This window comes from Anoxybacillus tepidamans PS2 (assembly GCF_000620165.1).
Classification (GTDB): domain Bacteria; phylum Bacillota; class Bacilli; order Bacillales; family Anoxybacillaceae; genus Anoxybacteroides; species Anoxybacteroides tepidamans_A.
The window spans coordinates 1-25,941 of record NZ_JHVN01000016.1 but is presented as its reverse complement, the minus strand read 5'-3'; the positions used below and the strand labels follow the sequence as shown (position 1 = coordinate 25,941).

General features: G+C 44.3%; 26 protein-coding genes, 1 tRNA gene and 3 pseudogenes. 2 read left to right on the top strand and 28 right to left on the bottom strand.

Annotated elements, in window-relative coordinates:
- Positions 1–38 precede the first annotated feature (38 nt).
- The 6 genes and pseudogenes from gap to N667_RS20220 all read right to left on the bottom strand — a co-directional run.
- Positions 39–1,046, bottom strand: a complete 1,008-nt coding sequence (gene gap / locus N667_RS0112745) for a type I glyceraldehyde-3-phosphate dehydrogenase (RefSeq protein WP_027409933.1) — start codon at positions 1,044–1,046, stop codon at positions 39–41.
- 25 nt (positions 1,047–1,071) lie between these two features.
- Positions 1,072–2,106, bottom strand: a complete 1,035-nt coding sequence (locus tag N667_RS0112740) for a sugar-binding transcriptional regulator (protein WP_027409932.1) — start codon at positions 2,104–2,106, stop codon at positions 1,072–1,074.
- A gap of 128 nt (positions 2,107–2,234) precedes the next feature.
- Positions 2,235–2,480, bottom strand: a complete 246-nt coding sequence (locus N667_RS0112735) for a glutaredoxin family protein (protein ID WP_027409931.1) — start codon at positions 2,478–2,480, stop codon at positions 2,235–2,237.
- A 12-nt stretch (positions 2,481–2,492) separates the two neighbouring features.
- The gene (gene rpoN / locus N667_RS0112730) at positions 2,493–3,791 is read right to left on the bottom strand and encodes an RNA polymerase factor sigma-54 (RefSeq protein WP_027409930.1); all 1,299 of its coding nucleotides are present in this window, start codon (positions 3,789–3,791) and stop codon (positions 2,493–2,495) included.
- Positions 3,792–3,952: 161 nt separating this feature from the next.
- Positions 3,953–4,024: transfer RNA gene (locus N667_RS0112725), tRNA-Arg, on the bottom strand.
- Positions 4,025–4,308: 284 nt separating this feature from the next.
- Positions 4,309–4,587, bottom strand: a pseudogene (locus N667_RS20220) (alpha-amylase); the annotation flags it as partial.
- 1,199 nt (positions 4,588–5,786) lie between these two features.
- Here N667_RS20220 and clpP point away from each other — a divergent pair.
- The gene (gene clpP, locus N667_RS0112715) at positions 5,787–6,377 is read left to right on the top strand and encodes an ATP-dependent Clp endopeptidase proteolytic subunit ClpP (protein ID WP_003397299.1); all 591 of its coding nucleotides are present in this window, start codon (positions 5,787–5,789) and stop codon (positions 6,375–6,377) included.
- Positions 6,378–6,416: 39 nt separating this feature from the next.
- Here the strand turns inward: clpP and N667_RS0112710 are convergent, their stop codons facing one another.
- The 22 genes and pseudogenes from N667_RS0112710 to hprK form a co-directional block, all read right to left on the bottom strand.
- Positions 6,417–6,674 (bottom strand): HPr family phosphocarrier protein, encoded by a 258-nt coding sequence (locus N667_RS0112710; protein WP_027409928.1) that lies wholly within the window; start codon positions 6,672–6,674, stop codon positions 6,417–6,419.
- 18 nt (positions 6,675–6,692) lie between these two features.
- A complete protein-coding gene (gene whiA / locus N667_RS0112705; RefSeq protein WP_027409927.1) occupies positions 6,693–7,655 on the bottom strand; it encodes a DNA-binding protein WhiA in 963 nt (320 codons plus the stop codon).
- 52 nt (positions 7,656–7,707) lie between these two features.
- Entirely contained in the window at positions 7,708–8,670 is a 963-nt protein-coding gene (yvcK, locus tag N667_RS0112700; protein ID WP_027409926.1) for a uridine diphosphate-N-acetylglucosamine-binding protein YvcK, read from the bottom strand.
- Positions 8,667–9,560, bottom strand: coding sequence for an RNase adapter RapZ (rapZ, locus tag N667_RS0112695; RefSeq protein WP_027409925.1), 894 nt, complete (start codon positions 9,558–9,560; stop codon positions 8,667–8,669). Before rapZ ends, yvcK begins: the two co-directional genes overlap by 4 nt.
- Before the next feature lie 15 nt (positions 9,561–9,575).
- Complete coding sequence (locus N667_RS0112690; protein ID WP_027409924.1) at positions 9,576–10,034, bottom strand: NUDIX hydrolase; 459 nt, start codon at positions 10,032–10,034, stop codon at positions 9,576–9,578.
- A gap of 256 nt (positions 10,035–10,290) precedes the next feature.
- Entirely contained in the window at positions 10,291–11,238 is a 948-nt protein-coding gene (gene trxB / locus N667_RS0112685; RefSeq protein ID WP_027409923.1) for a thioredoxin-disulfide reductase, read from the bottom strand.
- Positions 11,239–11,327: 89 nt separating this feature from the next.
- Positions 11,328–12,791: a tetratricopeptide repeat protein gene (locus N667_RS0112680; RefSeq protein WP_027409922.1), complete on the bottom strand. Its 1,464-nt coding sequence runs from the start codon at positions 12,789–12,791 to the stop codon at positions 11,328–11,330.
- A 129-nt stretch (positions 12,792–12,920) separates the two neighbouring features.
- Positions 12,921–13,553: a bifunctional phosphoribosyl-AMP cyclohydrolase/phosphoribosyl-ATP diphosphatase HisIE gene (gene hisIE, locus N667_RS0112675; protein ID WP_027409921.1), complete on the bottom strand. Its 633-nt coding sequence runs from the start codon at positions 13,551–13,553 to the stop codon at positions 12,921–12,923.
- Positions 13,550–14,308 (bottom strand): imidazole glycerol phosphate synthase subunit HisF, encoded by a 759-nt coding sequence (hisF, locus tag N667_RS0112670; protein WP_027409920.1) that lies wholly within the window; start codon positions 14,306–14,308, stop codon positions 13,550–13,552. The genes hisIE and hisF overlap by 4 nt, the downstream gene beginning before the upstream one ends.
- A complete protein-coding gene (hisA, locus tag N667_RS0112665; protein WP_027409919.1) occupies positions 14,305–15,042 on the bottom strand; it encodes a 1-(5-phosphoribosyl)-5-[(5-phosphoribosylamino)methylideneamino]imidazole-4-carboxamide isomerase in 738 nt (245 codons plus the stop codon). The genes hisF and hisA overlap by 4 nt, the downstream gene beginning before the upstream one ends.
- Complete coding sequence (gene hisH, locus N667_RS0112660; RefSeq protein ID WP_027409918.1) at positions 15,042–15,677, bottom strand: imidazole glycerol phosphate synthase subunit HisH; 636 nt, start codon at positions 15,675–15,677, stop codon at positions 15,042–15,044. Before hisH ends, hisA begins: the two co-directional genes overlap by 1 nt.
- Positions 15,678–16,262 (bottom strand): imidazoleglycerol-phosphate dehydratase HisB, encoded by a 585-nt coding sequence (gene hisB, locus N667_RS0112655; protein WP_027409917.1) that lies wholly within the window; start codon positions 16,260–16,262, stop codon positions 15,678–15,680. It abuts the gene before it with no gap.
- Between the two features lie 17 nt (positions 16,263–16,279).
- Entirely contained in the window at positions 16,280–17,545 is a 1,266-nt protein-coding gene (hisD, locus tag N667_RS0112650) for a histidinol dehydrogenase (protein ID WP_027409916.1), read from the bottom strand.
- A gap of 11 nt (positions 17,546–17,556) precedes the next feature.
- On the bottom strand, positions 17,557–18,177 hold the full coding sequence (gene hisG, locus N667_RS0112645) for an ATP phosphoribosyltransferase (RefSeq protein WP_027409915.1): 621 nt from the start codon (positions 18,175–18,177) through the stop codon (positions 17,557–17,559).
- A 5-nt stretch (positions 18,178–18,182) separates the two neighbouring features.
- A complete protein-coding gene (locus N667_RS0112640; protein WP_027409914.1) occupies positions 18,183–19,358 on the bottom strand; it encodes an ATP phosphoribosyltransferase regulatory subunit in 1,176 nt (391 codons plus the stop codon).
- 372 nt (positions 19,359–19,730) lie between these two features.
- Positions 19,731–20,249, bottom strand: a complete 519-nt coding sequence (locus tag N667_RS0112630) for an acyltransferase (RefSeq protein WP_027409913.1) — start codon at positions 20,247–20,249, stop codon at positions 19,731–19,733.
- A gap of 158 nt (positions 20,250–20,407) precedes the next feature.
- Positions 20,408–21,565: an RNA-guided endonuclease InsQ/TnpB family protein gene (locus N667_RS0112625; protein WP_027409912.1), complete on the bottom strand. Its 1,158-nt coding sequence runs from the start codon at positions 21,563–21,565 to the stop codon at positions 20,408–20,410.
- 2 nt (positions 21,566–21,567) lie between these two features.
- Positions 21,568–22,105: pseudogene (locus tag N667_RS19830) on the bottom strand (IS607 family transposase); the annotation flags it as partial.
- 95 nt (positions 22,106–22,200) lie between these two features.
- Positions 22,201–22,839, bottom strand: coding sequence for a pyrophosphatase PpaX (ppaX, locus tag N667_RS0112610; protein ID WP_027409910.1), 639 nt, complete (start codon positions 22,837–22,839; stop codon positions 22,201–22,203).
- Positions 22,839–23,774 (bottom strand): nucleoside recognition domain-containing protein, encoded by a 936-nt coding sequence (locus N667_RS0112605; protein WP_027409909.1) that lies wholly within the window; start codon positions 23,772–23,774, stop codon positions 22,839–22,841. The genes ppaX and N667_RS0112605 overlap by 1 nt, the downstream gene beginning before the upstream one ends.
- Before the next feature lie 16 nt (positions 23,775–23,790).
- Positions 23,791–24,600 (bottom strand): prolipoprotein diacylglyceryl transferase, encoded by an 810-nt coding sequence (lgt, locus tag N667_RS0112600; protein ID WP_027409908.1) that lies wholly within the window; start codon positions 24,598–24,600, stop codon positions 23,791–23,793.
- Between the two features lie 21 nt (positions 24,601–24,621).
- On the bottom strand, positions 24,622–25,557 hold the full coding sequence (hprK, locus tag N667_RS0112595; protein ID WP_027409907.1) for an HPr(Ser) kinase/phosphatase: 936 nt from the start codon (positions 25,555–25,557) through the stop codon (positions 24,622–24,624).
- A 163-nt stretch (positions 25,558–25,720) separates the two neighbouring features.
- Between hprK and N667_RS18720 the strand changes: the two are divergent.
- A pseudogene (locus tag N667_RS18720) lies at positions 25,721–25,941 on the top strand (RNA-guided endonuclease TnpB family protein); the annotation flags it as partial.

Genomic DNA, 25,941 nt, shown 5'->3' with positions numbered 1-25,941 from the left:
ACTATTATAGACTTGATTGAGCGTGAAAGACAAATGAATTATAAACCTTTTGATGCAATATATTGAGCAAGGTCGACTACACGGTTTGAGTAGCCTGTTTCATTATCATACCAGGAGACCACTTTAACCATTTTTCCTTCCATGACCATGGTAGAAAGAGCGTCAATCGTTGATGATGCTGGATTTCCATTGTAATCACGAGACACAAGCGGTTCTTCATTGTAAGCGAGGATGCCTTTTAGTTCCCCCTCAGCCGCCGCTTTAAGCGCCGCGTTCACTTCTTCTACTGTTACTTCTTTCTCAAGCTCTGCGACAAGGTCTACGACCGACACGTTAGATACTGGAACGCGCATAGCCATGCCGTTCAATTTTCCTTTTAATTCTGGCAACACAAGAGCAACTGCTTTTGCCGCACCTGTGCTTGTTGGAATAATCGATTCCGCTGCCGCGCGAGCACGACGCAAATCTTTATGCGGTAAATCAAGGATTTGTTGATCGTTTGTGTACGCGTGAACCGTTGTCATCATGCCGCGAACAATCCCAAATTTTTCATGCAATACTTTTGCAAACGGCGCCAAACAGTTTGTCGTACAAGAAGCGTTGGAAATAACGTGATGGCTTGCTGGATCGTATTTATCTTGATTGACTCCCATGACGATTGTAATGTCTTCATTTGTTGCTGGTGCGGAAATAATGACTTTTTTCGCACCTGCTTCTAAATGCTTCGCTGCATCTTCGCGTTTTGTGAATCGTCCTGTTGATTCTACCACGATATCCACGCCTAGTTCGCCCCATGCTAATTGTGCTGGGTCGCGCTCTGCTTTTACCACAATTTCTTTTCCGTTCACTACAAGATTGTTGCCGTTGACAGACACTTCCGCGTCTAATGTGCCATGAACAGAATCATATTTTAAAAGGTGTGCTAATGTTTTAGCATCTGTTAAGTCGTTAACAGCAACCACCTCGATGTTAGGGTTTTTTAATGCTGCGCGAAATACGTTACGACCGATGCGACCGAAACCGTTAATACCAATTTTTACAGCCATTTGTAGCTCCTCCTTTAATAAATGTTTATGTTAGGGGATGTGACTCCCTTACTAACGCTTTTGCTGCTCCTTCGTCCGTGATTAAAATCGAACGAGGGGCCTGTTTCATATACGCCCTAATTGCCTTCGCTTTTGAGGCACCGCCAGCGACCGCAATCACATGTTGAGCATGTTGAATATCTTCTAATTGAATGCCAATCGTCTGCACTTTATGGACAACTTGGCCCTCTTCATTAAAGTAATAACCAAACGCTTCAGCGACCGCATGACCTTCTCTGATTTTCTCCATGTCTTCTTCGCACGTTTTGCGGCGCTTTGCCATTGTAATAGCCTCTCCAATTCCATGTACGACCATATGCGATGATTTAATAAGCTGAAGCACTTCTTTCACGGTCGGTTCCTCAATAAGCGACTGGTATGTCTCGTTGCTTAAATGATCTGGTACATGAAGAAGGCGATAATTTCCCATCGTTTTTTCCGCCATCTTAGCGCAAATCGTGTTCGCTTGGTTTTCGACATGTTCACCTAAACCACCGCGGGCAGGGACAAATAATAGCTCGTGCGCCTTCAAATCTGGAGTCATCATATCTGCAACTGCCGCAAGCGTTGTTCCACCTGTGACCGCGACAATGTTTTGACTCGCCAATCTTTCTTTCATGCACGCTACACAAGCTCTTCCCATTTCTTTTTTAACCCAAGGAGAAAGATCACTATCACCGGCGACAACAATACAATCTTCAACAGGAAGTATGCTCTTTATTTTCTTTTCTAAATCCTTTAAACCTAACACTTCCTTCATTACGTCTTCGAGAATCCGCAGCAGTTCATCTCCTTCCGGCGTGATGTACATACCGGCTGAACTGATCGTAAGTAAGTTTTGTTCTTTTAAAAATTGCACTTCCGCTCGAAGAACGCGTTCGCTGATGCCAACGCTGCTAGAGAGCGCCCTTCTTCCAATCGGCTGCATTAACCGAACGTACTGCAAAATTTGATAACGTTTTTGCATTAATTCAAGAAGATCAGGCAATAATTTTTTTTGTGCATCAATCAATAGTTGCAATTTCGTTCCCTTCCCCTTGTTCATAGTATATGGACATTTTACGTCCCGCTATGACATATTTTGTCCCGCTCGCGTAAAAAAAATTACTCCTGCCCTCATCTTTATTGTAACAGGAGTAGCATGGATGTTCAACGGTACATTCGTTCAAGTAAACGCTTTCTTACAAAATCTTTTTGAATAAGCCCGTAGGCGAGTTCCTCCCCCTCAACGGAAACGACAGGAATCATAAGCTGATATTTCTCCAGCAGCGCGTCATCTTGATAAATATCAATCTCTTCAATCTCAAATGCTAACTCACTTTGTAGTTCTGATAGAATGAATTTTGCTTTTTCGCATAAAGGACAGTCGATTTTGGAATAAAGCTGTACAATCATCACGTTCACATCCTAATACCGTTTTCTTTTCGCCGACGATGGAATATGAAGTTGTTCCCGATATTTCGTTACAGTTCTCCGTGAAATGGCGATCCCGTGCTCTTTGCCTAGCAAATCGGCAATCGCCTGATCTGACAGAGGAGCGCGTTTATCTTCGCCATCGATCAACTGTTTAATAAGCGCTTTCGTTTTTGCTGCTGACGCTTCTTCTTCATTATTTGATGAAGAAAGAGAGTTCGTAAAAAAATGGCGAAGTTCAACTGTGCCAAATGGCGTTTGAACGTATTTGTTTTTTACCGCACGGCTGACCGTCGATTCATGGATATTCAAAGCCTCTGCAATGTCACGCATCGTCAAGGGCTTTAGGGCAGCCAATCCTTCTTGCAGGCATTGCTTTTGTCGCTCCATCATTTCTTTTACGACATGGACTAACGTCTGTTTTCGTTGTTCTAAGCTTTTGGCCAGCCATATAAACTGGCGGTACTTTTCTTTAATAAATGATTCTGTTTGATCATCATGTTCGTTTGTGACTTTTTTCTCGTAAGCATGATTCCAAACGACCTCAGGAAGAACATCATCGTTCAACAGCACGTAAATTTTGCCTTCGCGCTGCGTGACAACTACATCTGGCACAATGAAATGCGGTTCTTCCCCTGCATAGTGGCTGCCTGGCCGCGGCTCGAGCGTGCGAATGAAATCCCAAACATTCTGTAAATCGGACACTTTAACCCGCAGTTGCTTCGCCAACGCCTTCCAAGCTTTTTCAGCAAACGCTGCAAAATGATGGGCGACGATCTGCTCAGCGAGTTCATACCGCACAGGCAACCGCTCAAGCTGCAGCAATAAGCATTCCTGCAGGCTGCGTGCCCCCACTCCCGCTGGTTCAAGCGACTGCAAAAGCTGCACGCACTCTTCCAACTCTTCTTCTGATAGCGCTAACAATATAGCGGTTTCTTTCATATCAATCCGCAAATAGCCATCGTCGTCAAGGGAGGCAATTAAATAATGAAGAACGTGCCGTTTTTTCGGGGACAAAGAAATCGTATGAAGCTGTGCTTTTAAATGGGTTGCTAACGTTTCTGACGATTTTCCGATATTCTCAATCCAGTTTTTCTTTTCTCCGTTCCACGGTTGTTTATGAGTGCCAATTGGTTTATGATCCCTAATTTCAATAAAAGGATTCTCTAATGACTGCTCATATAAAAAAGAACGCAGTTCCAGCGTAGAATATTGCAATAACTCAATCGCTTGAGTGAGTTCTTTTGTCAACGAGAGGTGCAAGCGTTGCTCTTGAAACAGCTCCGCTCTCATGATCTCACGCCCCCTTCTTCATTATTGTACATCAAGACATTGAAAACGTATATGGAAATAAATTTTTTCGCACTTCTCTGCAAACGATTGATTGTTTTGATATATATTCAGCCAATCGGCAAAAAAAGACCTGTCACCAAATGATGACAGGTCTTTTTTTACGCCCTCGGCAGGATTCGAACCCACGCTAAGAGAACCGGAATCTCTCGTGCTATCCACTACACTACGAGGGCAAAATTTTCAGTTGCACATTCAATTATAGTGAATAGGGGTTGTTTTTGCAAGAGAAAAATAATTTTCATACATTCCTATAATTTTCCTGGTTTATTAACATTGCATTGGAATGGGCGCCCAAAGTATTCACTCATTGGCTATAACACGCCTCCCAGTTACAAACGCTGTAAACAAAACCCATCCTCTGTGAAAATACAGATAAAGTGAAGCAGCTGCAGCCCCTTATGGCCACAGCTGCTCCATAAAATACTTTGACTCTTCTGGCATATATCTCTTAGCTTTTTTATTCTGAATATAACTTTTTAACCATCTCTAACAACCGTTTTGATGGGGTTTCATATTTAATATGTGAAGGTATTTTTGTAATATAATACCCGCCGCCTACACCATACTGACCTCCATAGCGATGATCATACGTATATACACGATATCGTTCGCCTGGCTTTAACACTCTTACAAAGTGTAATTGATTTGTTTTGTCCCTTTTCCATAAATTAATCGGCTTGACAATAGTAATTCTCCCGATTTGCCCTCTTTTTAATTCCTCTGTTCCCCACATTACGGATACTTTTTTCTTGATCGAAATTAATTCTACATATTCCGGGTCGCCATAAACGAGCGAAGGGTTTTCCGATTTGATCAAGCCTAAATTCTTTGCGTAATATCGATGCCTTCCATCGCTTTCTTTGACCTCAACGACATTTTGAAATGTGCCCGCCTTGGTTTTCACCGTTTTATTTAACGCGACAACTGTACAAGTAATTTTCTTTCCGTTGCCATTGACATAAGACCAAGTTTTTCCTAGTTGAAGCGGATAAACAAGTTTCAAAACAGAATAGCCGTCGTCATATACAAGACCGTGTTGATCTTCTCGATACGTTTCAGTAGACGTATGATCTGTCTCGCCATAAGAGTAGATCTCTTTCCATATATATTGCTGATTTTGAACATGGCTAAACTCTTTAATGCTAGTTCCTTCATAGTAGGCATAGCGTAAAATCTTTGTTGGATCCGGCATATAACTATTATAACTGGCTGCCAATGCTTTTTGGGTAAAAGGAACAGCTGAAAACCATAACATCAAAACAACGAGTAAAGATAAAAGGCGGAAAGTCATAACTTTTTTCAATTCTTCTCCCCTCCACAAAAAATATGACTTTCAGAGCAACGCTAAAACCTCCAAAAAATATTACTCACCATTCTGAATTTTAATTACCATTTTTTACATAAAATCATTTTCGAGTAATATTTTTTAAGTTTTACCCCCATGACATCCCTTTAAAGTTAGGATATAAACCGATATAGCAAGTCGGATCAGAGAAGAATGTCGCTTTTTTGCTGTTCCTGTGAACCTCCCCCACCTACACTCCGTTCAGAGGTGGGAGACTTCTCGGTGGATTATGTTAAAAAAGGCTTATCCAATGCGATTTAGCCATATTTACAATGAGTAACATTTGCTTACTAATAGAAATTCGCCTTCACACCATAAAATTCCTTCTGTAATAATGAACCTTTCCCACCTACACTCTCGTTTAGAGGTAGGAGATGAATCCGTGGATATGTTAAAAGCTGTTTTTATAATCGGGAAGAGAAGTGTTTAAAAAGTAGAAAAGCGGATATGCTGAAAAAAAGGGATGAGCGAAGGAAAAGACGAATAATAATGTACAAGAAGGATCAACGCTTTTTGTTTGACCTTCATTGACCAATTATGTATCATAAGAATACATAGGATTTTAACCGATTGGTAAAGGAGGAAACTTCATGAATTTAATTCCTACGGTCATTGAGCAGACGAGTCGCGGAGAACGCGCATACGACATTTACTCCCGCTTACTTAAAGACCGCATTATTATTTTAGGAAGCGCGATTGACGACCATGTAGCCAATTCGATTGTTTCTCAGCTTTTATTTTTAGCCGCTGAAGACCCGGAAAAAGATATTTCACTTTACATTAACAGCCCAGGTGGTTCGATTACAGCTGGAATGGCGATTTATGATACGATGCAGTTTATTAAGCCGGATGTATCCACTATTTGCATCGGCATGGCTGCATCGATGGGGGCATTCCTGCTTGCAGCAGGTGCTAAAGGAAAACGGTTTGCATTGCCAAACAGTGAAATTATGATTCACCAACCTCTTGGCGGCGTACAAGGTCAAGCGACAGAAATTGAAATCGCTGCAAAACGCATCTTATTCTTACGCGATAAATTAAACCGCATTCTTTCTGAAAATACGGGCCAGCCAATTGAAGTGATCGAGCGCGATACAGACCGCGATAACTTTATGACGGCGGAAAAAGCAAAAGAATACGGATTGATCGACCGCGTTTTAACGCGCGTTGACGAGAAGTAATCAAAAAGGCTGTTCTCTTTTCGAGAACAGCCTTTTTAATCAAGCCTCATTTTGTATATATTTCGCTAACGCTTCGAGTGCCTCTTTCTCGTCCGGGCCGTCAGCGATCAAAGTAATATCCGAACCAGAGCTGACCGCCAAACTCATCAAACCCATAATACTTTTAGCATTCACTTTTTTGCCGTCTTTTTCAAGGTAAATATCCGAAGAAAAGCGGTTCGCTTCCTGAACAAACAATGCGGCAGGACGCGCTTGCAAACCGGTTTTCAACAATACTTTCACTTGCTTCTCCACCATGTTTCTTCTCCCCTTCTCCTAAAGTGATTTATGAAAGTCTACGGGTTGGCCCGCCCGTAGCTTTTCAGCAATTTCATCGATTTTCCGCAACCGATGATTAATGCCCGATTTACTAATTTTCCCTCCGGATACCATTTCCCCTAGTTCTTTTAATGTGACATCTTGGTAGGTGACGCGCAACTCAGCAATTTCCCGCAACTTGTCAGGAAGTGCGCCGAGCCCGATCGTCTCATCAATGTAGCGAATGTTTTCCACCTGACGAATGGCGGCTCCAATCGTTTTATTGAGATTGGCCGTTTCGCAATTGACAAGACGGTTCACCGAATTTCTCATATCGCGAACGATGCGAACGTCCTCGAAACGGAGCAGCGCTTGATGGGCGCCAATAATATTGAGAAACTCCGAAATTTTTTCCGCTTCTTTTAAATACGTAATAAATCCTTTTTTTCGTTCCAGCGTTTTCGCATGCAGCAGAAAATGGCTGTTCATTAATTCACATAACGAATCGTTATGTTCTTTATAAAGCGAAAAAATTTCTAAATGGTACGAGGACGTTTCCGGGTTATTGACCGACCCGCCGGCGAGGAATGCGCCGCGCAGGTAGGAACGCTTGCAGCATTTTTTCTTGACAAGCTCCGGCAAAATGACTCGAATGAATGAAAAAGATCCTTCCAAAATTTTTAAATCCTCTAGCAATTCGCGGGCACCTTCTACTACCCGGACAATGTATACGTTATTTTTCTTTAAGCGCATTTTTTTGCGCACAAGCAGCTCAACGCCAACTGTATATCCTTTCTTCATCAGCGTATAAATGCGCCTGGCAATTGCAGCATTTTCCGTTTGCACATCCACCGTGAGCTTGCGGTTTGAAAAGGAAAGGGAGCCATTCATGCGCAACAAGGCAGACAGTTCTGCTTTTAAGCAGCAAGGCTTGACTTCTAAATTCGTTAATTCTTTTTTTGTTTCCGATGCAAACGACAACATTCTCACCTCCATGATTCAGCGTTTTAGAAAAATATAAGGAGGTGCGGTCCTAACGCGTTTTTAAAAGTGAAACGAGCAATGCCGCTACTTTTTTTGTGTCATGACGAATAACGCGGTCTTCATAACTTACAATATGCTCGCGAATCACCGTCAATCCCAATTCTTCTAATTTTTCAACATCTTCTTTGACTGGCTCTGACAGCTCTTCCGCATAACGCTGCTGAATATCCTTAGGAATGTGCCCACTATTGACGAGAATCATGTCCAAAAACGCACATTCCATATGGTCATACAGCGCTTTCACATGATCGCTCGCTGTGTAATGTAATGTTTCTCCTGCCTGGGTCATGACATTGCATATATAAATTTTTTTCGCTTTGGCCCCACACACTTCCTGACCGATTTTCGGGACTAATAGGTTAGGTAAAATGCTTGTATACAAACTCCCTGGTCCGATGACAATTAAATCAGCGCAACGAATTTCATGCAGTGCTTCTTCAAGCGGCTCGATTTGCTCTGGAGTTAAAAATACCTTTTTAATTTTTTTTCCCGAATAAGGAATTTTTGATTCTCCAGAAACAATCGTCCCATCTTCCATTTCTGCATGAAGGACAACGCTTTTATTGGCTGCTGGAAGCACTTTGCCGCGCACGTTCAGCACTTTACTCATTTCACGAATCGCCTTCACGAAATCCCCTGTAATCGATGTCATCGCCGCTAAAATTAAATTGCCTACCGAATGTCCCGATAAACCGTTTCCATTTTCAAATCGGTGCTGAAACAGTTCAACAATCAGCGGTTCGACATCCGACAAGGCCGCCAATACGTTGCGAATGTCACCGGGCGGAGGAATATCGAGCTCATCGCGAAGCCTTCCTGAGCTGCCTCCATCATCCGCAACAGTCACAATCGCCGTAATGTCAACAGCATATTGCTTTAGCCCTCTGAGCAATACGGGCAGTCCCGTTCCGCCGCCAATGATCACGATCTTCGGATATAGTTTCGCACTCATGAATGCTTTTCCTTTCTTTTTCCCATATCGCGATGGGAAACGTGCGTTTTATAGTCGGCGGAAAAATGGTTAGCAATATATTCGGCAAGCGCCACAGAACGGTGCTGTCCGCCCGTGCAACCGATCGCGATCACCAGTTGGCTTTTTCCTTCACGTTTATAATGCGGCAGCATAAAAGTCAATAAATCGATCACTTTTTCAAGAAATTTTTGCGTTTCGTTCCACTTGAGAACGTAGGAAGATACTTCTTCATCAAGTCCCGTCTTCGGGCGCATATGTTCGATATAATGCGGATTTGGCAAAAATCTTACATCAAATACTAAATCCGCGTCAATAGGCAGCCCGTACTTAAAGCCAAACGAAACAACATTTACAGTAAATGTTTGATGCGCATGAGAAGAAAATTGCTGCAAAATCTTTTCACGTAATTCCCTTGGCTTTAAGTCGGATGTATCGTAAATGATTTGCGCTCTTCCTTTTAGTTCCTCCAACAACTCTCTCTCTAATCGAATGCCCTCAAGCGGCAATCCGTTCGGAGCGAGCGGATGAGTGCGCCGCGTTTCCTTATAGCGCGCCACCAAAGTGGAATCTTTCGCGTCAAGAAATAAAATTTGCGGCGTTACCCATGAACGTTCGGCTAAATCATCTAGCGCAGCAAACAAACTATCAAAAAAGTCGCGGCTCCTTAAATCCATCACAAGTGCTACTTTATTCATCTTATTCCCGGATTCTTTCATTAACTCCAAAAATTTTGGAAGCAACGTTGGCGGAAGATTGTCAACACAAAAAAATCCTAAATCTTCAAAACTTTGAATCGCTACCGTTTTGCCCGCTCCTGACATACCGGTAATGATGACCATTTGAATGTCGCTTATTGAGCCTGTGCTCATTCTCATTCTCTCCCCTCAACTTGGGTCTAATCGATAAGAAAGCAGCTGAAAATCTTCTGTATATACAAACGTACCGTACATTAAACCGGAACCTTTCAGCACATAGTCCAAAATATGATAATCCCCCGGCGCCATCGGAAGTTCGCGAATCGTTTCCACAGGGTGCCACTGGAGCGTCCCCTCTTCAGAATGCGAAACATGCTCCCCATCGAACTCAGTAGCAAGAAATGTAAACATCATCCACTCAGAAACGATTTGTTCCCCATCTTTAATTAGAATTGTAAACACGCCTTTGAGGTCAGGATTTTTCAAATAAATTCCTGTTTCCTCACGGTATTCGCGAACGCATGCTTCTCTAATTGTTTCTCCTTGTTCCATTTTGCCGCCGGGAGCGACCCACCAACCGCGTCGCGGCTTTTGTAATAACAATACATTTCCATCTTTTAATAAGACACAATTTGTTACGCGTTGCAACACGCTCACCTCAACATCACTTGAGTACAATTTACTTTATTATACTATTTCTGCGAATATGGTGCTAGTTGGATATCGTCAACAGGCTCTTGCTTGAAAAAGTGAAAAATGCCAAAAAAGAAGCACGGGGAAGATACCCGTGCGCTTAAAATGGATTTATATAAAAGGGGGTCAATTACTTACCTTTATCATAAAGGAAAATTATTTCAGCCGTGTTACAATCGAGTTAAACATCGGTTACGTTTATGTTAAATGATTATTTCACTTTTAATGCTTCTTTTAACTCTTCGACATAATGCTGGGCGCTTTGCGCAGCAATGCTGCCGTCGCCTGTTGCCGTCACGATCTGGCGGAGCGACTTTTCGCGAACATCTCCGGCGGCAAAAATGCCTGGCACTTTCGTCTCCATGCGCTCATTTGTCTCAATATAGCCGCTTTCATTTGTAATGCCGAGGTTGGCAAATGGCTTCGAAAGAGGCAGCATCCCAATATAAATAAAGACACCATCGCAAGCAAATTCCTGTTCTTCCCCTGTTTGTGTGTTCACCAGCGTAACGCCACCGACTTTTCCATCTTTTTCATTGATTTGCTTCACTGTATGATTCCAAATAAAATCAATTTTCTCATTGGCGAATGCGCGGTCTTGCAAAATTTTTTGCGCCCGCAACTTATCGCGGCGATGAACAATCGTTACCTTATTAGCAAAACGAGTTAAATACACTCCTTCTTCGACTGCTGAATCTCCGCCGCCGACCACCACAAGATCTTTTCCTTTGAAAAAGGCCCCGTCGCAAACAGCGCAATATGAAACACCGCGACCGCTTAATTCTGCTTCGCCTGGGACTCCGAGTTTTTTGTATTCCGCCCCTGTTGCAATAATAATCGCGCGCGCCTTATATTGCTTATTGCCGACAACAATCGTTTTGTACTCTTCTCCATCTATTATTTCTTTCACATCGCCGTAAGCGTACTCGGCTCCGAACTTTTTCGCATGTTCAAACATTTTCGTCGCCAATTCTGGCCCTAAAATATGCTCATATCCTGGATAATTTTCAACATCCTCTGTATTGGCCATTTGACCGCCCGGAACTCCGCGTTCAATCATGAGTGTCGACATATTGGCACGGGATGTATAGACAGCTGCCGTCATCCCGGCAGGACCAGCCCCGATAATGATCACATCATAAATTTTTTCTTCTGACACTACACCCACTCCTTTAAGTTCTGCTGACTTGTTTATTATTTCCTTACTTTTATCCTATATAACCCGTTCGGAAACGTCTATTAATTTGCTCACGGCAGCCACTTTCGCACTCTTTTCGCATATTTTTGCACTGTAGATAGAGAAATGCCGTATTTTTCAGCCATTGCCCTTTGCGTAGTTCGTTCGCCCTTCTTCTGCCTCCATACATATTCCGTAGCCGCCGCCCATGCTTTATAATTTGAAAATTCGTTGGTCGTTTCAAATGCGTTTGCAAATACTTGAAACCACGCGATATACATCGTCTCATCCGTCGACCAATTTTTCGCCCATAATTCATCCATTACAGAATATCCATCCGCTATATACGGTGGCACCGCTGTGTGTGCGGGCAAAAAAACATAATCGGAAAACTGCCGAACAAGTAGATGATCCATCAAGCGCTCTTTTATATTGCTGTAAGCTTTTAACTCATCAAGGTTAAGAGATTTGCTCATCATATAGAGCCCGTACAGCACCTCAGCAATATTTGCGCTAGTCATCCAACGCTCTATTTTTTCATCAATAGCGTCTCTCCAAGGTTCCTGTCCCCGCTTATCGGGATTCAACTCTACTACTTTCTCCCATGCCGTTTTTGCAAGCTGCTCATGTCCCGTATAATAAGCCGAGTAAGACAACCAATAATAAAACAAGAAATCTCCGTCAAAACGAATTTTATATAAATGACGCAGCCATTTGAAGGCGAGGTCAAATCGTCCGACAAGCGCAAAGGTAGCTCCTAATTTGTAGCGGTGCTCAAGAAGAATAGGATGAACGCATGCCAGTTCATCTGACAAACGGTGGACATTTTCTTCGTCATGCAAATAGTGCGAAAATACAAGCCGATTGCAGAGCGCGTGTAAATTTCCAGGGTTCTTTTCGAGCACCTCATCGATGATGCTTTTAGCTTTTTCAGCGTTGCCTAAATAAAAATAGGCTAAAGCTAAATTATTGTAAGCCGACCAAAATTCAGGGTAATCGGCGATGATCGTTTGAAGCACGCCCACAGCGGCCAAAAACTCCCCTTTTTCTAGCAATGAACGCGCTCTTTCTTGCTTTATAATTAAATCATCTTGATTCCCAAGCTCGTCATCATCGTGTTCAATACTTAACAAGTCGATTAAATCTTCAACATCTTCCGCAAAGCTTCCGTCCGGTTCACGCTCTAAATATGTTTGCGCGTAATTCATCGCCTCGCGAAACAAGCCGAGATGCGCGTAGTTGTTTGCTAAAAAATAAAAGCATTCATTCATGTCAGGATCTAGTTCATGAATAATCTTCAAAAATAAATTGTTCGAAGCCTGATATTCTCCTAACTCCGCCAATACGACAGCAAGCTGGCAGGCGAACATCGTTTCGCGCGAATTTAGATGCACCGCCCGCTCCAAATATTTTTTCGCTTTATATAAATCACGGCGACGATAGGCGCCCAATCCTTTTTTAAAATAATAATCTCCATTCTGTATAAACGGAATAATTTTCGCTGCTGACCGTTTGGATTTTAATCGTTTCCCCATCTAATCCTCCATATTGTGTTGAATTCGTCGAAAAGAAGTATAACACATTCTTTCGTAAAACAGGAATGCTTCTCGGAAAAATAAAAAAGCTGGCTCGCGATCTAGCACGATCATGAGCCAAGCTTTTTGTTACTTTTTCTCTGTATGACGTTTCGTTAATACATTAAGCACCGCATCGAGCGGCAGTTTTTGTTCACGCAATAGAACAAGCAAATGATAGACCAAATCCGCCACTTCCCATTTTAGTTCTTCCGCATTGCGATTTTTAGCGGCAATAATGACTTCGGCTGCTTCTTCTCCCACTTTCTTCAAAATTTTGTCGACCCCTTTTTCGAACAAATACGTCGTATACGCTCCTTCTGGACGCTCTGCTTCTCTCTCAGCGATAATCTGTTCAAGCAGATTAATAATCGCAAAACGGTCGCTTGACAGGCTAACTGCTTCGCCATTGATTCTTTTAGAAAAACAAGAGTAGCTTCCGGTATGGCAAGCGGGACCTTGGGGCTCTACAAGCACAAGAAGAGCATCTTGATCACAATCATAGCGCATTTCGACAATGCGCTGCACATGTCCGGATGTTTCCCCTTTATGCCATAATTTTTGACGGGAGCGGCTATAAAACCATGTTTCGCCTGTTTCTAGCGATTTTTTTAACGATTCTTCGTTCATATAAGCGAGCGTCAATACTTCTTTGCTTTGTACATCTTGAACGATGGCGGGAACAAGCCCTTTTTCATCAAATTTAATGCTCGGGAGGTTCATCTTACGTGGACTCCTCTCTCTTTCAAATATGCCTTTACTTCTTTTACAGACGTCTCTTTATAATGGAAGATGGAAGCGGCTAGAGCGGCATCCGCTTTTCCATCAAAGAACGCCTCCGCAAAATGCTCCGCCTTTCCTGCTCCTCCAGAGGCAATGACAGGGACGGACACCGCTTCGCTGACCTTTCTTGTGAGCTCGATGTTAAAGCCATTTTTCCCGCCATCACAATCCATGCTTGTTAATAAAATTTCTCCCGCTCCGCGCTTCACCGCTTCTTGTGCCCATTCAACGACTTCTAAATCGGTTGCTTGGCGTCCGCCATGTGTATAGACGCGCCATGAATGAATGGCCTCGTCATATTTCGCATCGATCGCAACGACAATACATTGCGAACCGAAAAAAGCAGCCCCTTCATTAATAAGTTCAGGATTGTTGACCGCTGCTGTATTTAAAGACACTTTGTCTGCGCCGGCACGCAGAATTCTTTTCATATCTTCTAATGAATTGATGCCGCCGCCAACCGTAAACGGAATCGCAAGCTGCGATGCGACCTTCTCAACGACTTCAACCATCGTTTTGCGTCCCTCATGAGAAGCCGAAATATCTAAAAACACGAGCTCATCCGCTCCTTGTTCGTCGTAAAACTTGGCTAGCTCCACCGGATCGCCCGCATCCCGCAGCTGCACGAATTGCACTCCTTTCACCACGCGGCCGTCTTTCACATCAAGACAAGGAATAATGCGCTTTGTAATCATTCGTCTTGCACCGCCTTTAACGCTTCAACAACAGTAAATTGTTTTGTATATAGCGCTTTTCCGACAATCGCCCCAGCGACTCCGTCGGCAGCGAACTGTTTTAGCGCCTGTAAATCACTAAGAGAACTAACTCCCCCCGAGGCGATTACCCGCTGTCTAGTTGCCCGCGCCATATCTACTACCGCCTGAACATTTGGCCCCGACAGCATTCCATCCGTCGCAATATCGGTAAAAATGAACGTTTTCGCCCCTGCGTCCGCCAGCTCCTTGCCAAGTTCCGTTGCCTTGACGTTCGATGTATTCAGCCACCCTTCCGTCGCCACAAAACCGTTTTTCGCATCAATCCCGATGGCAATGCGCTCGCCGTAGGTCGCCAGCATCTTTTTGACAAACGATGGATTGGAAATGGCAGCGCTGCCTAAAATGACGCGAGCTACCCCGTTCTCTAGATAGTAAGCTACGTCTTCTTCTGTTCGAATGCCCCCGCCAATTTGTACATTCACGTTTAAATGTCGGACGACTTCAAGCACAAAACGGTCATTGACACGGCGTCCTTCCTTCGCCCCATCGAGGTCGACCATATGGATCCACTCGGCTCCTTGTTCGAAAAAGAGCCGCGCCATTTCTAATGGTGAGTCGCCATATACCGTTTCCTTATTATAATCGCCTTGTAACAGGCGAACGCATTTGCCGCCGCGCATGTCAATCGCCGGATAAATCGTAAACGCCGTCATCAATCGTTCCCCTTTCCCTCTACGATGTCCGCATAATTTTGCAATATTTTCATACCGATCTCACTGCTTTTTTCCGGATGAAATTGCGTGCCAAACACATTGCCTTTGCCAACAACAGCCGGAACTTCTACATCGTACATGCTGCTTGCCAACACAACCGTTTCATCCTTCGTATCGACATAGTATGAATGAACAAAATACACATATCCTTCTTCAATATGCTCTAAAAGCGGGGACGGATAGCGAAACTGCAGGCGATTCCAACCCATATGCGGCACCTTGTACGTTTCACCGCTTGCGGTCGTTCCCGGAAAACGGACGACGCGGCCTTTTAATAATTTTAGCCCTTCCGTCCAGCCGTTTTCCGCGCTTTTCTCAAACAAAAGCTGCATCCCAAGGCAAATTCCGAGCAGTGGCGTTCCTTCGTTCACCGCTGCGCGAATAAAATCGGATAGTCCGGTTTCATTCAAGATGTGCATTGCATCTTTAAAAGAACCGACTCCCGGCAAAATAAGGCCTTTCGCTTCTTTGAGCTGCTGCGGGTCGCCCGAAATGACATATTCATAGTTTAATCGTTCTAATGCCTTGCTGACGCTGTACAAGTTGCCCATGCCGTAATCAATAATCCCGATCATTTACAACATTCCTTTCGTTGATGGAACTCCTTTGACGCGCGGATCGATCATCGTCGCCTCATCTAACGCTCGTCCTAACGCTTTAAACACGGCTTCAATCATATGATGCGTATTGCGGCCGTAATGAACGATGACATGTAAGTTCATGCGCGCCTCCAATGCCAACTTCCATAAAAACTCATGCACCAACTCCACATCAAACGTTCCGACTTTTTGGCTTGGAAATTCGCCGCGGAACTCAAAGTGCGGCCGGTTGCTTAGATCAATGACAACTTGCGCCAGCGCTTCATCCATCGGCACGAACGCATTGCCATAGCGCTTAATCCCCCTTTTATCGCCAAGCGCTTCGCGGAGCGCTTGCCCTAAACAAATCCCGATATCCTCTGTCGTATGATGGTCATCGATTTCAGTATCGCCTTTGGCGTTAACTTGTAAATCAAATTGGCCGTGCTTCGCAAAGAGATCGAGCATATGCGTTAAAAACGGCACCCCCGTTTCTAGCTCTGCCTTTCCCTCGCCGTCAATCACTAGTTCCAATTGAATGTCCGTTTCGTTAGTTGTTCGCAAAATGCGCGCCTTTCTCATGCAGCCTTCCTCCTTAATTATTTAAACCGTTCTTCGATCGCGCGCGCATGGGCTTCTAGACCTTCGAGTCTTGCTAGCGCCGCGATTTTCTTGCCGTGCTCTTGTAACGCTTGATCACTGTAGAAAATAATACTTGATTTTTTCACAAACTCCTCGACATTCAAGCCGCTGGAAAAACGAGCAGTGCCATTTGTCGGAAGCACGTGGTTCGGGCCGGCAAAATAATCACCGACAGGCTCTGAGCTGAAACGACCTAAGAAAATGGCTCCGGCATGGCGAATTTGCCCAAGAAGATTCATCGGTTTGCTTGTCATGATTTCTAAGTGCTCCGGCGCGAGTTCATTGACTACCTCCACTGCTTCAGCCAACGTCTCGGTTACATAAATCGCTCCATGCCGTTCAATCGCGATAGCAGCAATCTCTTTGCGCGGCAGCTGTTCAAGCTGTTTCTTTACCTCGCTTGCTACTTCCAACGCCAGTTTCATCGAAGGAGTTACAAGGATGCTTGAGGCTCGTTCATCATGTTCGGCTTGCGACAACAAATCGGCGGCGACCTCGTTCGCTTTGGCACTTTCATCCGCGAGCACCACAATTTCGCTCGGTCCGGCGATCATATCAATCGCGACCTGGCCGAACACTTCCCGTTTTGCTAGCGCGACGTAAATGTTTCCCGGGCCAAAAATTTTATCGACAGGTTGAATCGTTTCCGTCCCGTAAGCAAGCGCCGCGATCGCTTGGGCGCCGCCCACTTTGTATATTTCACGCACCCCTAATTCAGAAGCCGCGACTAATACACCCGCCGGCAGCGTCCCCTGCTTGTTGGGAGGAGACACGATTACAATGCGTTTGACGCCCGCAACTTGGGCAGGAATCACGTTCATGAGCACGGAAGACGGGTAAGCGGCGGTACCTCCCGGAACGTATAAACCGACCGCATCAAGCGGGGTGATTTTTTGTCCGAGAATGGTTCCATCTTCCTTTGTCATGATCCATGATTCGCGCTTTTGCCGTTCATGATACTCACGGATATTAGCTGCCGCTTCGCGGAGGATCGAAAGCATCTCCTCGCCGATCTCCTGATAAGCCGCTTCTACTTCCTCTGGCGATACAAGCAACGTATCCAATGTAACTTGATCAAATTGTTCTGTATACATTTTTAATGCCTCATCGCCTTGCGTGCGGACGTGTTGGATAATATCTTGAACGATCCGTCTTTGTTCTTCGGTTCCTGTCTCAATCGTTCGCCGCAATGAGAGCTTCCCTGTTACCCGTTCAATTTTCATGTTCATCCCCCTCATTCCGTAATGACCGCAGATAACCGCTCGACCATTTCATCGATGTCCCGGTCTTTCATACGGTAGCTCACTGGATTGACAATTAAACGCGATGTGACATCGGCAATTTTTTCAAACTCGATTAAACCATTTTCTTTCAGCGTGCGCCCGGTAGATACAATATCGACAATGCGGTCGGCCAAACCGATGAGCGGAGCGAGCTCAATCGATCCATTTAACGTAATGATTTCTACCTGCTCTCCTTGCTCGCGAAAATAGCTCGAAGCAATGTTCGGGTATTTTGTCGCCACCCGCGGAGCGATATCATGAAAACGACTATTTGGAAGACCAGCAACAGCCAAGTGGCACTTGCTAATGTGCAAATCTAATAGTTCATATACATCCCTTTCTTCCTCCAGCAGCACATCCTTTCCGGCAATCCCTAGATCGGCGACACCGTGCTCCACATACGTGACAACATCCATCGGTTTGGCGAGAATGAAGCGCATTCGTTCCTCCGGCACATCAATCATCAGTTTGCGCGACTCGGCAAACTCCGGCGGAAGCGCGTATCCGGCCTTGCGCATGAGCTCCAGCGCTTCCTCGAAAATACGTCCCTTCGGCATCGCAATCGTTAACATCACTCTCACTCCTTTCCGTTTCGGCCAAGTAAATACGTCACACTTTTATACTTTTTGCTGTAAGCATCAATATCTTGAATTCCCACAATATGTTGCAGCACCACTTTCCGTCCTTCACGCCGCTTTTCATTCGCTAGTTCGATCGCTTCTGCAAATCGCTCTTGGCTAAAAATAATGCATTCAATATCTTCTTCTATTCTTGTATCTTTCAGCGCCTCAATTAAACGATCGAGACGGATGCCAAAACCTGTCGCGGGCGCTTTACATGAAAATTTCTCGAGCAACTCATCATAGCGGCCGCCGTTTCCAAGCGGAAACCCGACGCCGTCGGCATATACTTCGAACAAAATCCCTGTATAGTAGTTCATATGGCTAATGAGCGTCATATCTAATTTCACTGAATCGGCAAGACCGAATAAGCGAAGAGCCGCCCACAGTTCTCCGAGTTCCTCTATTGCATGCGCTCCTCGTTCGCTATGCACAAGCTCGCGGGCGCTTCCAAGCACCGTTTCGTCCCCGCGCAAATCAAGAAGGGCAAGAAGGCGCTGCTGATCAATCGATGAAAGCGGCAGCGATCGCACATGATTGCGGTAACCGACATAATTTTTTTCATACAAAAAGCGGCGCAGCACATTCGCGCGCTCTTCATTCCCTAAAATCTCTAAAAACAAAGCGTTCACATAGCCGATGTGGCCGACTGCCACTGTAAACCGCTGCAATCCAGTCTGTTCAAGCGCCGTAATCATCAGACGAATCACTTCGGCATCAGCCGTTACCGTCCGATCCCCGATGCACTCAACACCAATTTGCTCAAACTCTGCCGGGCGGCCCCCTTCACGCTGTTGGGCGCGAAACACATTAGCGTGATATGCAAGGCGCAGCGGATTGCCATTTTGATAGAGCCTCGACGCTGCTAATCGGGCAATCGGCGCGGTCATGTCAGGCCTTAAAACTAGCGTATGCCCTTGTTGATCGAGCAGCTTAAACAATTGATGATCAGCAATGGCTGAAGCCGATCCGACCGTTTCGTAATATTCCAATGTCGGTGTTTCAATAAACTCATAGCCCCACTGTTCAATTTCGTTTGTCATCGCTTCTCGAACACGTTTTTTAACTTTATATAAAAACGGCAATGTATCGCGCATGCCGAGCGGTTTTTCAAACATGAACAACTTTGACATGTCACCACGTCCTTCGCAAAATACTTTAGTTTGCTAATATGGTAGAGAAGTGAAGTTATTTGTAGTTTACTCCTGATTTTTGCAGCCGTCAACTATAAAAAAATAGCACAAGTGTTGATGATCCATTATTTTACTAAAAATACGGAATGATATAGCTAGACACAAGCTTTTCTGCCTCTTCCCTCGAACAAGAACGCTAGCGGGCAAATGCATTTGTCCGCTAGCGTTCGTTGTTCGAGGAGGGCATGCCATATGCATGCCCAGTCGGCAAGCCATTCGCTTGCCGACTACGGCAGAAAAGCTAAGAATCAAGCCATGTCAATTGGTTTTTATTGGATCATCAACACACCTAAAAAAATAGCATTCTAACTGCTACCTGTTAGAATGCTTGTTACGTCTCTCCATTTCTTCTTTTGTATAAACAATTCGCATCGGGTTGCCTGCAACGAACGCTCCTGCGGGGACATCTTTGTGCACCATTGTGCCGGCAGCTACAATCGCCCGGTCGCCGATCTCCACTCCCGGCAAAATCGTCGAGTTCGCCCCGATCATCACTTCATTGCCGATCCTCACATCGCCAAGCCGATACTCATCGATTAAATATTCGTGCGCTAAAATGGTTGTATTATAGCCAATAATCGAATTGCGGCCAATCTTAATTTTTTCCGGGAACATAATATCAGGCATCACCATGAACGCCAGCGCCGTTTTTTCTCCGATTTCCATGCGTAAAAATGTGCGGTACAACCAATTTTTGAGCGGCATAAACGGCGTATAGCGTCCGATTTGAATAAAAATGACATTTTTTAATACTTTCCAAAATGAGACTGTTTTATAGATTTGCCAAAGAGAGTTCGCCCCTGTTACCGGGTATTTTGTCGTCCGTCTCACGCTTTACTCCACTGCTACTAAAAATATAGACAAAGCTATATTTTTAGAGTGTTCCTGCTTCTGCGAGCCCGATTTCGCTAAAAAGCTACTCTCGTTTGGTATAGCTCTCCACAGGCGTAAATTCCCGACTAGCCATCGGTACACCCACGTCATTCCCTTTAAGTGAGAACGACATAGTCTTTCGCATGTAAAAGGTTGATCGCCGCATTGAAATCCCTATCCATCGTATGCCCACAACCGTCGCATCGGTAGATTCGTTCCGATAATTTAAGGTCTTTTTTCACCTGTCCACAACAGGAGCAAATCTTCGAAGATGGATAATACCGATCGACGATCCTGACCTCAATGTCGTATTTTTTGCATTGATAAATTAACCACTTCTTGAATGTATAAAAACATTGTCGGGCAATGGCTTTGGATAGGTGGCGGTTTTTCATCATCCCTTTTACATTTAAATCCTCAATCGCCACATAACGCGGCTTGGTTTTCACCACGTCGTTGACAATGGATTTGACGTATTCAAGACGAATATTCGCCAACCGAGCATGCAGCTTTTGCACTCTAAAAATATTCTTATCTATATTCGCTTCTTTAGTAGCAGGGTTTTCACCTCTCTTTCGTAAATGTTCGTACTTGCGAGAGAGGGAGCGTTGCTCTCGCCTTAATCTTTTTTCCAAACGTCTGACCTTTTGAGTCTTGTTGATATTTTTGTATACCCGACCATCGCTACATACAGAAAACTCCTTGATTCCTAGGTCGATACCTAACCCTGTGTTATGGAGTTGGATCGCTGGTTTTTCCTCTTCCACTTCACAAAGAACAGAAACAAAGTACCTTCCTGCTCGCTTGGATACCGTGCCACTTTTCACCACCGCATTCTTCGGGATGTACCCGTATTCTTTGAGCCTTATCCAACCAAGGGTCGGAATTTTGATACGATGGCGCTCAATGGTCCAGTCCGTCTTATTGTTTTTCGGAAAATAGCATTTGACATCTTCATTCTTTTTCTTTTTGTATTGAGGAAAGCCAGACTTCCCTTTGAAAAAGTTCTTAAATGCCTTTTCCGCATTCATGATGGATTTCTTAACGGCTTTACTCGATACTTCCTTAATCCATTGATCCTGCTGTTTCGTGTGTACGTTGTTAAGCCATTTACTGAACTCATACCCACTCATGAATCGGTTTTCATTTTCGTACACTTCTTTGTTCTTCGAGAGATACAAATTGTATACATATCGACAGACACCCATCGTTTTGTGAATTTTCACGATTTGTTCAGTTTTAGGCTTCATTTCAACAAAATAAACCTTCTTCATAATTCCTCTTTCCTTATCTTATTTTCGTATTTTCTCAAACCATAAACCCTACAACTGAACACATGAATAATCGAAATGAGGTCTTGAATCAACTCCTCTTGTGGCGACAGTTTCTCATTATGAACGACCATGATTTTTACATTCAGTTTATGAAGAAACCGTTCAAACCACTCATATCCAAAACGAACAAACCGATCCTTGTGAGCAATCACAATGGTAGAAATATGGCCGTTGATACATTCTTCAATCAATCGATTCCACTGTTTCCTGTTATAATTTAACCCACTGCCCACGTCTGTCATCATTTCACCAACAATAAAGCCATTGGTATTTGCATAGGTCTTAAGAAATTCAATTTAATTGTCTAAATCATCGTTTTGATTTCAATTCGATACTCTAGCGTATATAACGGTCTTCCCTACTTTATTTTTCTTGGGAATCCCCATGTATTCACGGTATTGCTCCTCTGTATAATAGCCCCTCCCTTTGGGGTTTCGGTAAGCCTTCATTGTCTCATCTTTGCAATGTTTTTACAGACACATTTAGTCATTGTGCAAATTCTTTTGGCTTATACTGTTTCATGTCTATGTTTTACCGCATTTAAGGATATTTGATCACTACTTTATTTACAGTTATCACTCTCCTAAAATGGTCAACAAGTCGCTCATTTTTTCTAACATAAAATCTGGTTCATATTTCTCTAAATATTCCCGTCCTTTAATCGCCCATGCGACCCCGGCGGTTTTTGTTCCCGCCTGTTTTCCTGCTAAAATATCGTGATAATTATCTCCGACCATCAACGTTTCTTCCGGCTTCGAATTTAACAGTTCAAGCGCCTTAAAAATCGGTTCTGGATGCGGCTTCGCATTTTTCACATCATCAAGGCCAACAACGCAGCGGAAAAACGGATCCAGTTTTGTCCGCTTCAATCCCATAATCGCTGTCGCATTGATTTTCGTCGTAACAACGCCTAATTGAAACCCATTTTTATATAACGCCTCAATCGTTTCGTATACCGTTTCGTACTCTTTGACAAGCTCATCGTGCTTTGCATAGTTGAAGGCGCGATACGTGGCAATCATTTCTTCCGTCCGCGTTTCATCTAATGCTGCAAATGTGTCATAAAGAGGCGGACCGATAAACGGCAAGACGTCTTCCCGCTTATATTTTCCGGGATAATACGTTTCTAACGTATGTAAAAAGGATTGAATAATCAGTTCATTTGTATCGATTAATGTGCCGTCTAAATCAAATAAAATCGTGCGAATTTTCATCATGCAGCTTCCTTTCTTCTTGTTTGCACAGCATATCTCCAAATCAACCCAATAACAATCGTCAATACGATAGCAGTCACAAGGCGAATCATTAGAAGCGGCCATACCGGGATGCCGAGCGGCACGAACAGCAACGTATCTTCCACCACAGCATGGCAGGCTGACAAAAATAGAAACGCTAACGTGACATCCCGTTTCGACACACCGTCTTCTTTGACTGCTTGAATCATGACGCCCGCGCCATATGCCAGCCCAAACAAAAGCCCTGCCGCTAGCGTCATTGATGTATTTTCTTTCATCCCGAGCAGCTTAGTCACTGGAGCCATCCAGCGGGAAAACGTATCAAGCCATTTTAAATCTTTTAAAACTTGAATCCCTATCATTAAAGGAATAACGATCATCGCTAATTGGGCAATACCGACAAGCGCTTTTTGAATGCCGGCAATCATAACCGCCCCCCACCCTGTAATCTGTTCAGGGGAATTAGAAATCATGCCATATTGGGCCATTTCATTCCCGCCCTGCCACATGAGATGAATCAAAATGGCAGCAATGATTGCTAAAGCGACCCGAACAGCGACAGCTAATACGACGTTAACCCCGACCCGTCCTGCGACGGTCACTTCCACAAGCAAATTGTGCGAAAATGAAAGCATCACCGCTAAAATTAACACTTCCTTCACTGTTAGATGAAGCGTTAAAATCGCTCCGATGCCGGCATATAAATTTAAGAAATTTCCAAGCACAAGCGGAATCGCCGCATCGCCTGGAAGCCCGATCCATTTCATCAACGGAGTAACAAAATGAATGAGCCATTGCAAAATAGGGGTATGCTGCAACATAGAAACAATTAAAGTGACAGGAAAAATAATTTTCCCGAGCGTCCACGTCGTTTTAACTCCGACCACCAATCCCTTTTTGATCGTTTCTCCCAATCTTCTCTCCCCTTTTCTAATCTAAATAACGCTCCTCGGCCATTCCTCTAAATCTCCTTGTCACCCATAAAACAACCGCAAGCAAAATCAACGTGATCGACACTACTTGCGCCATGCGAAGATGCGCGGTCAACATTAAGCTATCCGTTCGCATGCCTTCGATAAAAAAGCGGCCGATTGAATACCAAATTAAATAGCTTAAAAATAGCTCACCGCGGCGCAAATTGACGCGACGAAGCGCCAAAAGCAGCAAAAATCCAATAAAATCCCAAATCGATTCATATAAAAACGTCGGATGGTAATATTGACCATCAATATACATTTGATTGATAATAAAATCTGGCAGATGCAAGTTTTCAAGGAATTGCCGCGTTACTGGTCCCCCGTGCGCCTCTTGGTTCATAAAATTTCCCCATCGGCCGATCGCCTGCCCTAAAATAATGCTTGGCGCCGCAATATCTGCTAATTTCCAAAACGACAACCCCCGCCGCTTCGCAAAAATGATGCCTGTAATAATCGCGCCGATCAGCCCGCCGTGAATGGCTAGACCTCCTTCCCAAATCCGTGGGATTTCGGAAACATGTTGTGAATAATAATCCCATTCAAAAATGACATAATATGTACGCGCACAAACAATGGCAATCGGCACAGCCAGCAACACAAGGTCGACAAACGTTTCCTTCGCTAGCCCGCGCCTGACGGCTTCACGCGTCGCCACCCATAATCCAAGCAACACTCCTGTTCCGATAATCACCCCATACCAATAAATCGTAATGGGACCTAGATGCAAAAATACTCTATCTAATGGCTGAATCGCTGCATTCAACAATCTCTTTGTCCCCCTTTCTTATTCGTAATCATGCTCTCCATCTTCAATTGCATCAGTTAATCGGGCAGAGAACTCCTCGGCTGCGTTCACTCCCATTCGCTTCAACCGGAAGTTCATCGCCGCCACTTCAATAATGACTGCCAAGTTTCGGCCCGGACGCACTGGAATGGTCAGCCTTGTCACTTCTGTATCAATGATTTTTACTTTTTCTTCTTCAAGACCGAGGCGATCATATTGCTTATTCGGATCCCATAATTCCAAATCAACCACTAGTGAGATGCGTTTATGCGTTCGAACCGCACCGGCACCAAATAACGTCATCATATTAATAATCCCTAGACCGCGAATTTCCAATAGATGTTCAATCAACTCCGGAGCGCTGCCGACGAGAACCCCTTCATCTTCTTGGCGAATTTCCACACAGTCATCTGCCACGAGCCGATGCCCTCGCTTCACCAACTCAAGGGCCGTTTCGCTTTTTCCAACGCCGCTTTTACCGGTGATTAACACCCCGACTCCGTATACATCGACCAGTACGCCATGTACAGCCGTCGTCGGTGCCAATTTACTTTCTAAAAAGTTGGTAAGCCGGCTTGAAAGTCGCGTTGTTTTCATTGTCGAGCGCATCACAGGAACTGAATGACGTTCGGATGCCTCAATTAATTCTTGCGGCACATCCAACCCGCGCGAAACGATAATGCCGGGAGTAATATCCGTGCAAAGCTTCTCCATTCGAATTTTCTTTTCCCTTGGATTTAATTTTTCGAAAAAAGACAGCTCTGTTTTTCCTAACAATTGAATTCGCTCCGCCGGATAATAAGCAAAATAGCCGGCCATCTCAATGCCGGGCCGCGACAAATCGCTCGTTGTAATCGGGCGATGCACCCCTTCCGCCCCGCTAATCAACTCTAATTGAAATTTCTCGATTAAATCTTGAGTCCGCACTTTCGGCATGGAACACCCTCCTTTACTTTTTCCATTTTAACACATTCACCAAGAAATCTCCCACCTCTAAACGAAGTGTAGGTGGAAGATGAATCGGGCGTTTTTGCTTTTCTAAACAGAATTTATGTTCTATAATTACCTTAGACAAGTTGTAACGAAAGGAGGAATCCCGATGCTTCGCGGTCAAAAAGTCGCCTTTCGTGCCTCCAAGAAGGATCTCGAACGGCTGTGGACCTGCAACCGAGAGTCAGCCCGCGTTTGGAATGAGTGTCTTCGGCTATCGAAAGAATACTTCCTTCAACACGGCCGCCGCATTTCAAAAAGCGAACTGCAAAAGCACACGAAAGGCCGCTTCCATCTTCACAGCCAGTCGATCCAAGCCGTTTGCCACAA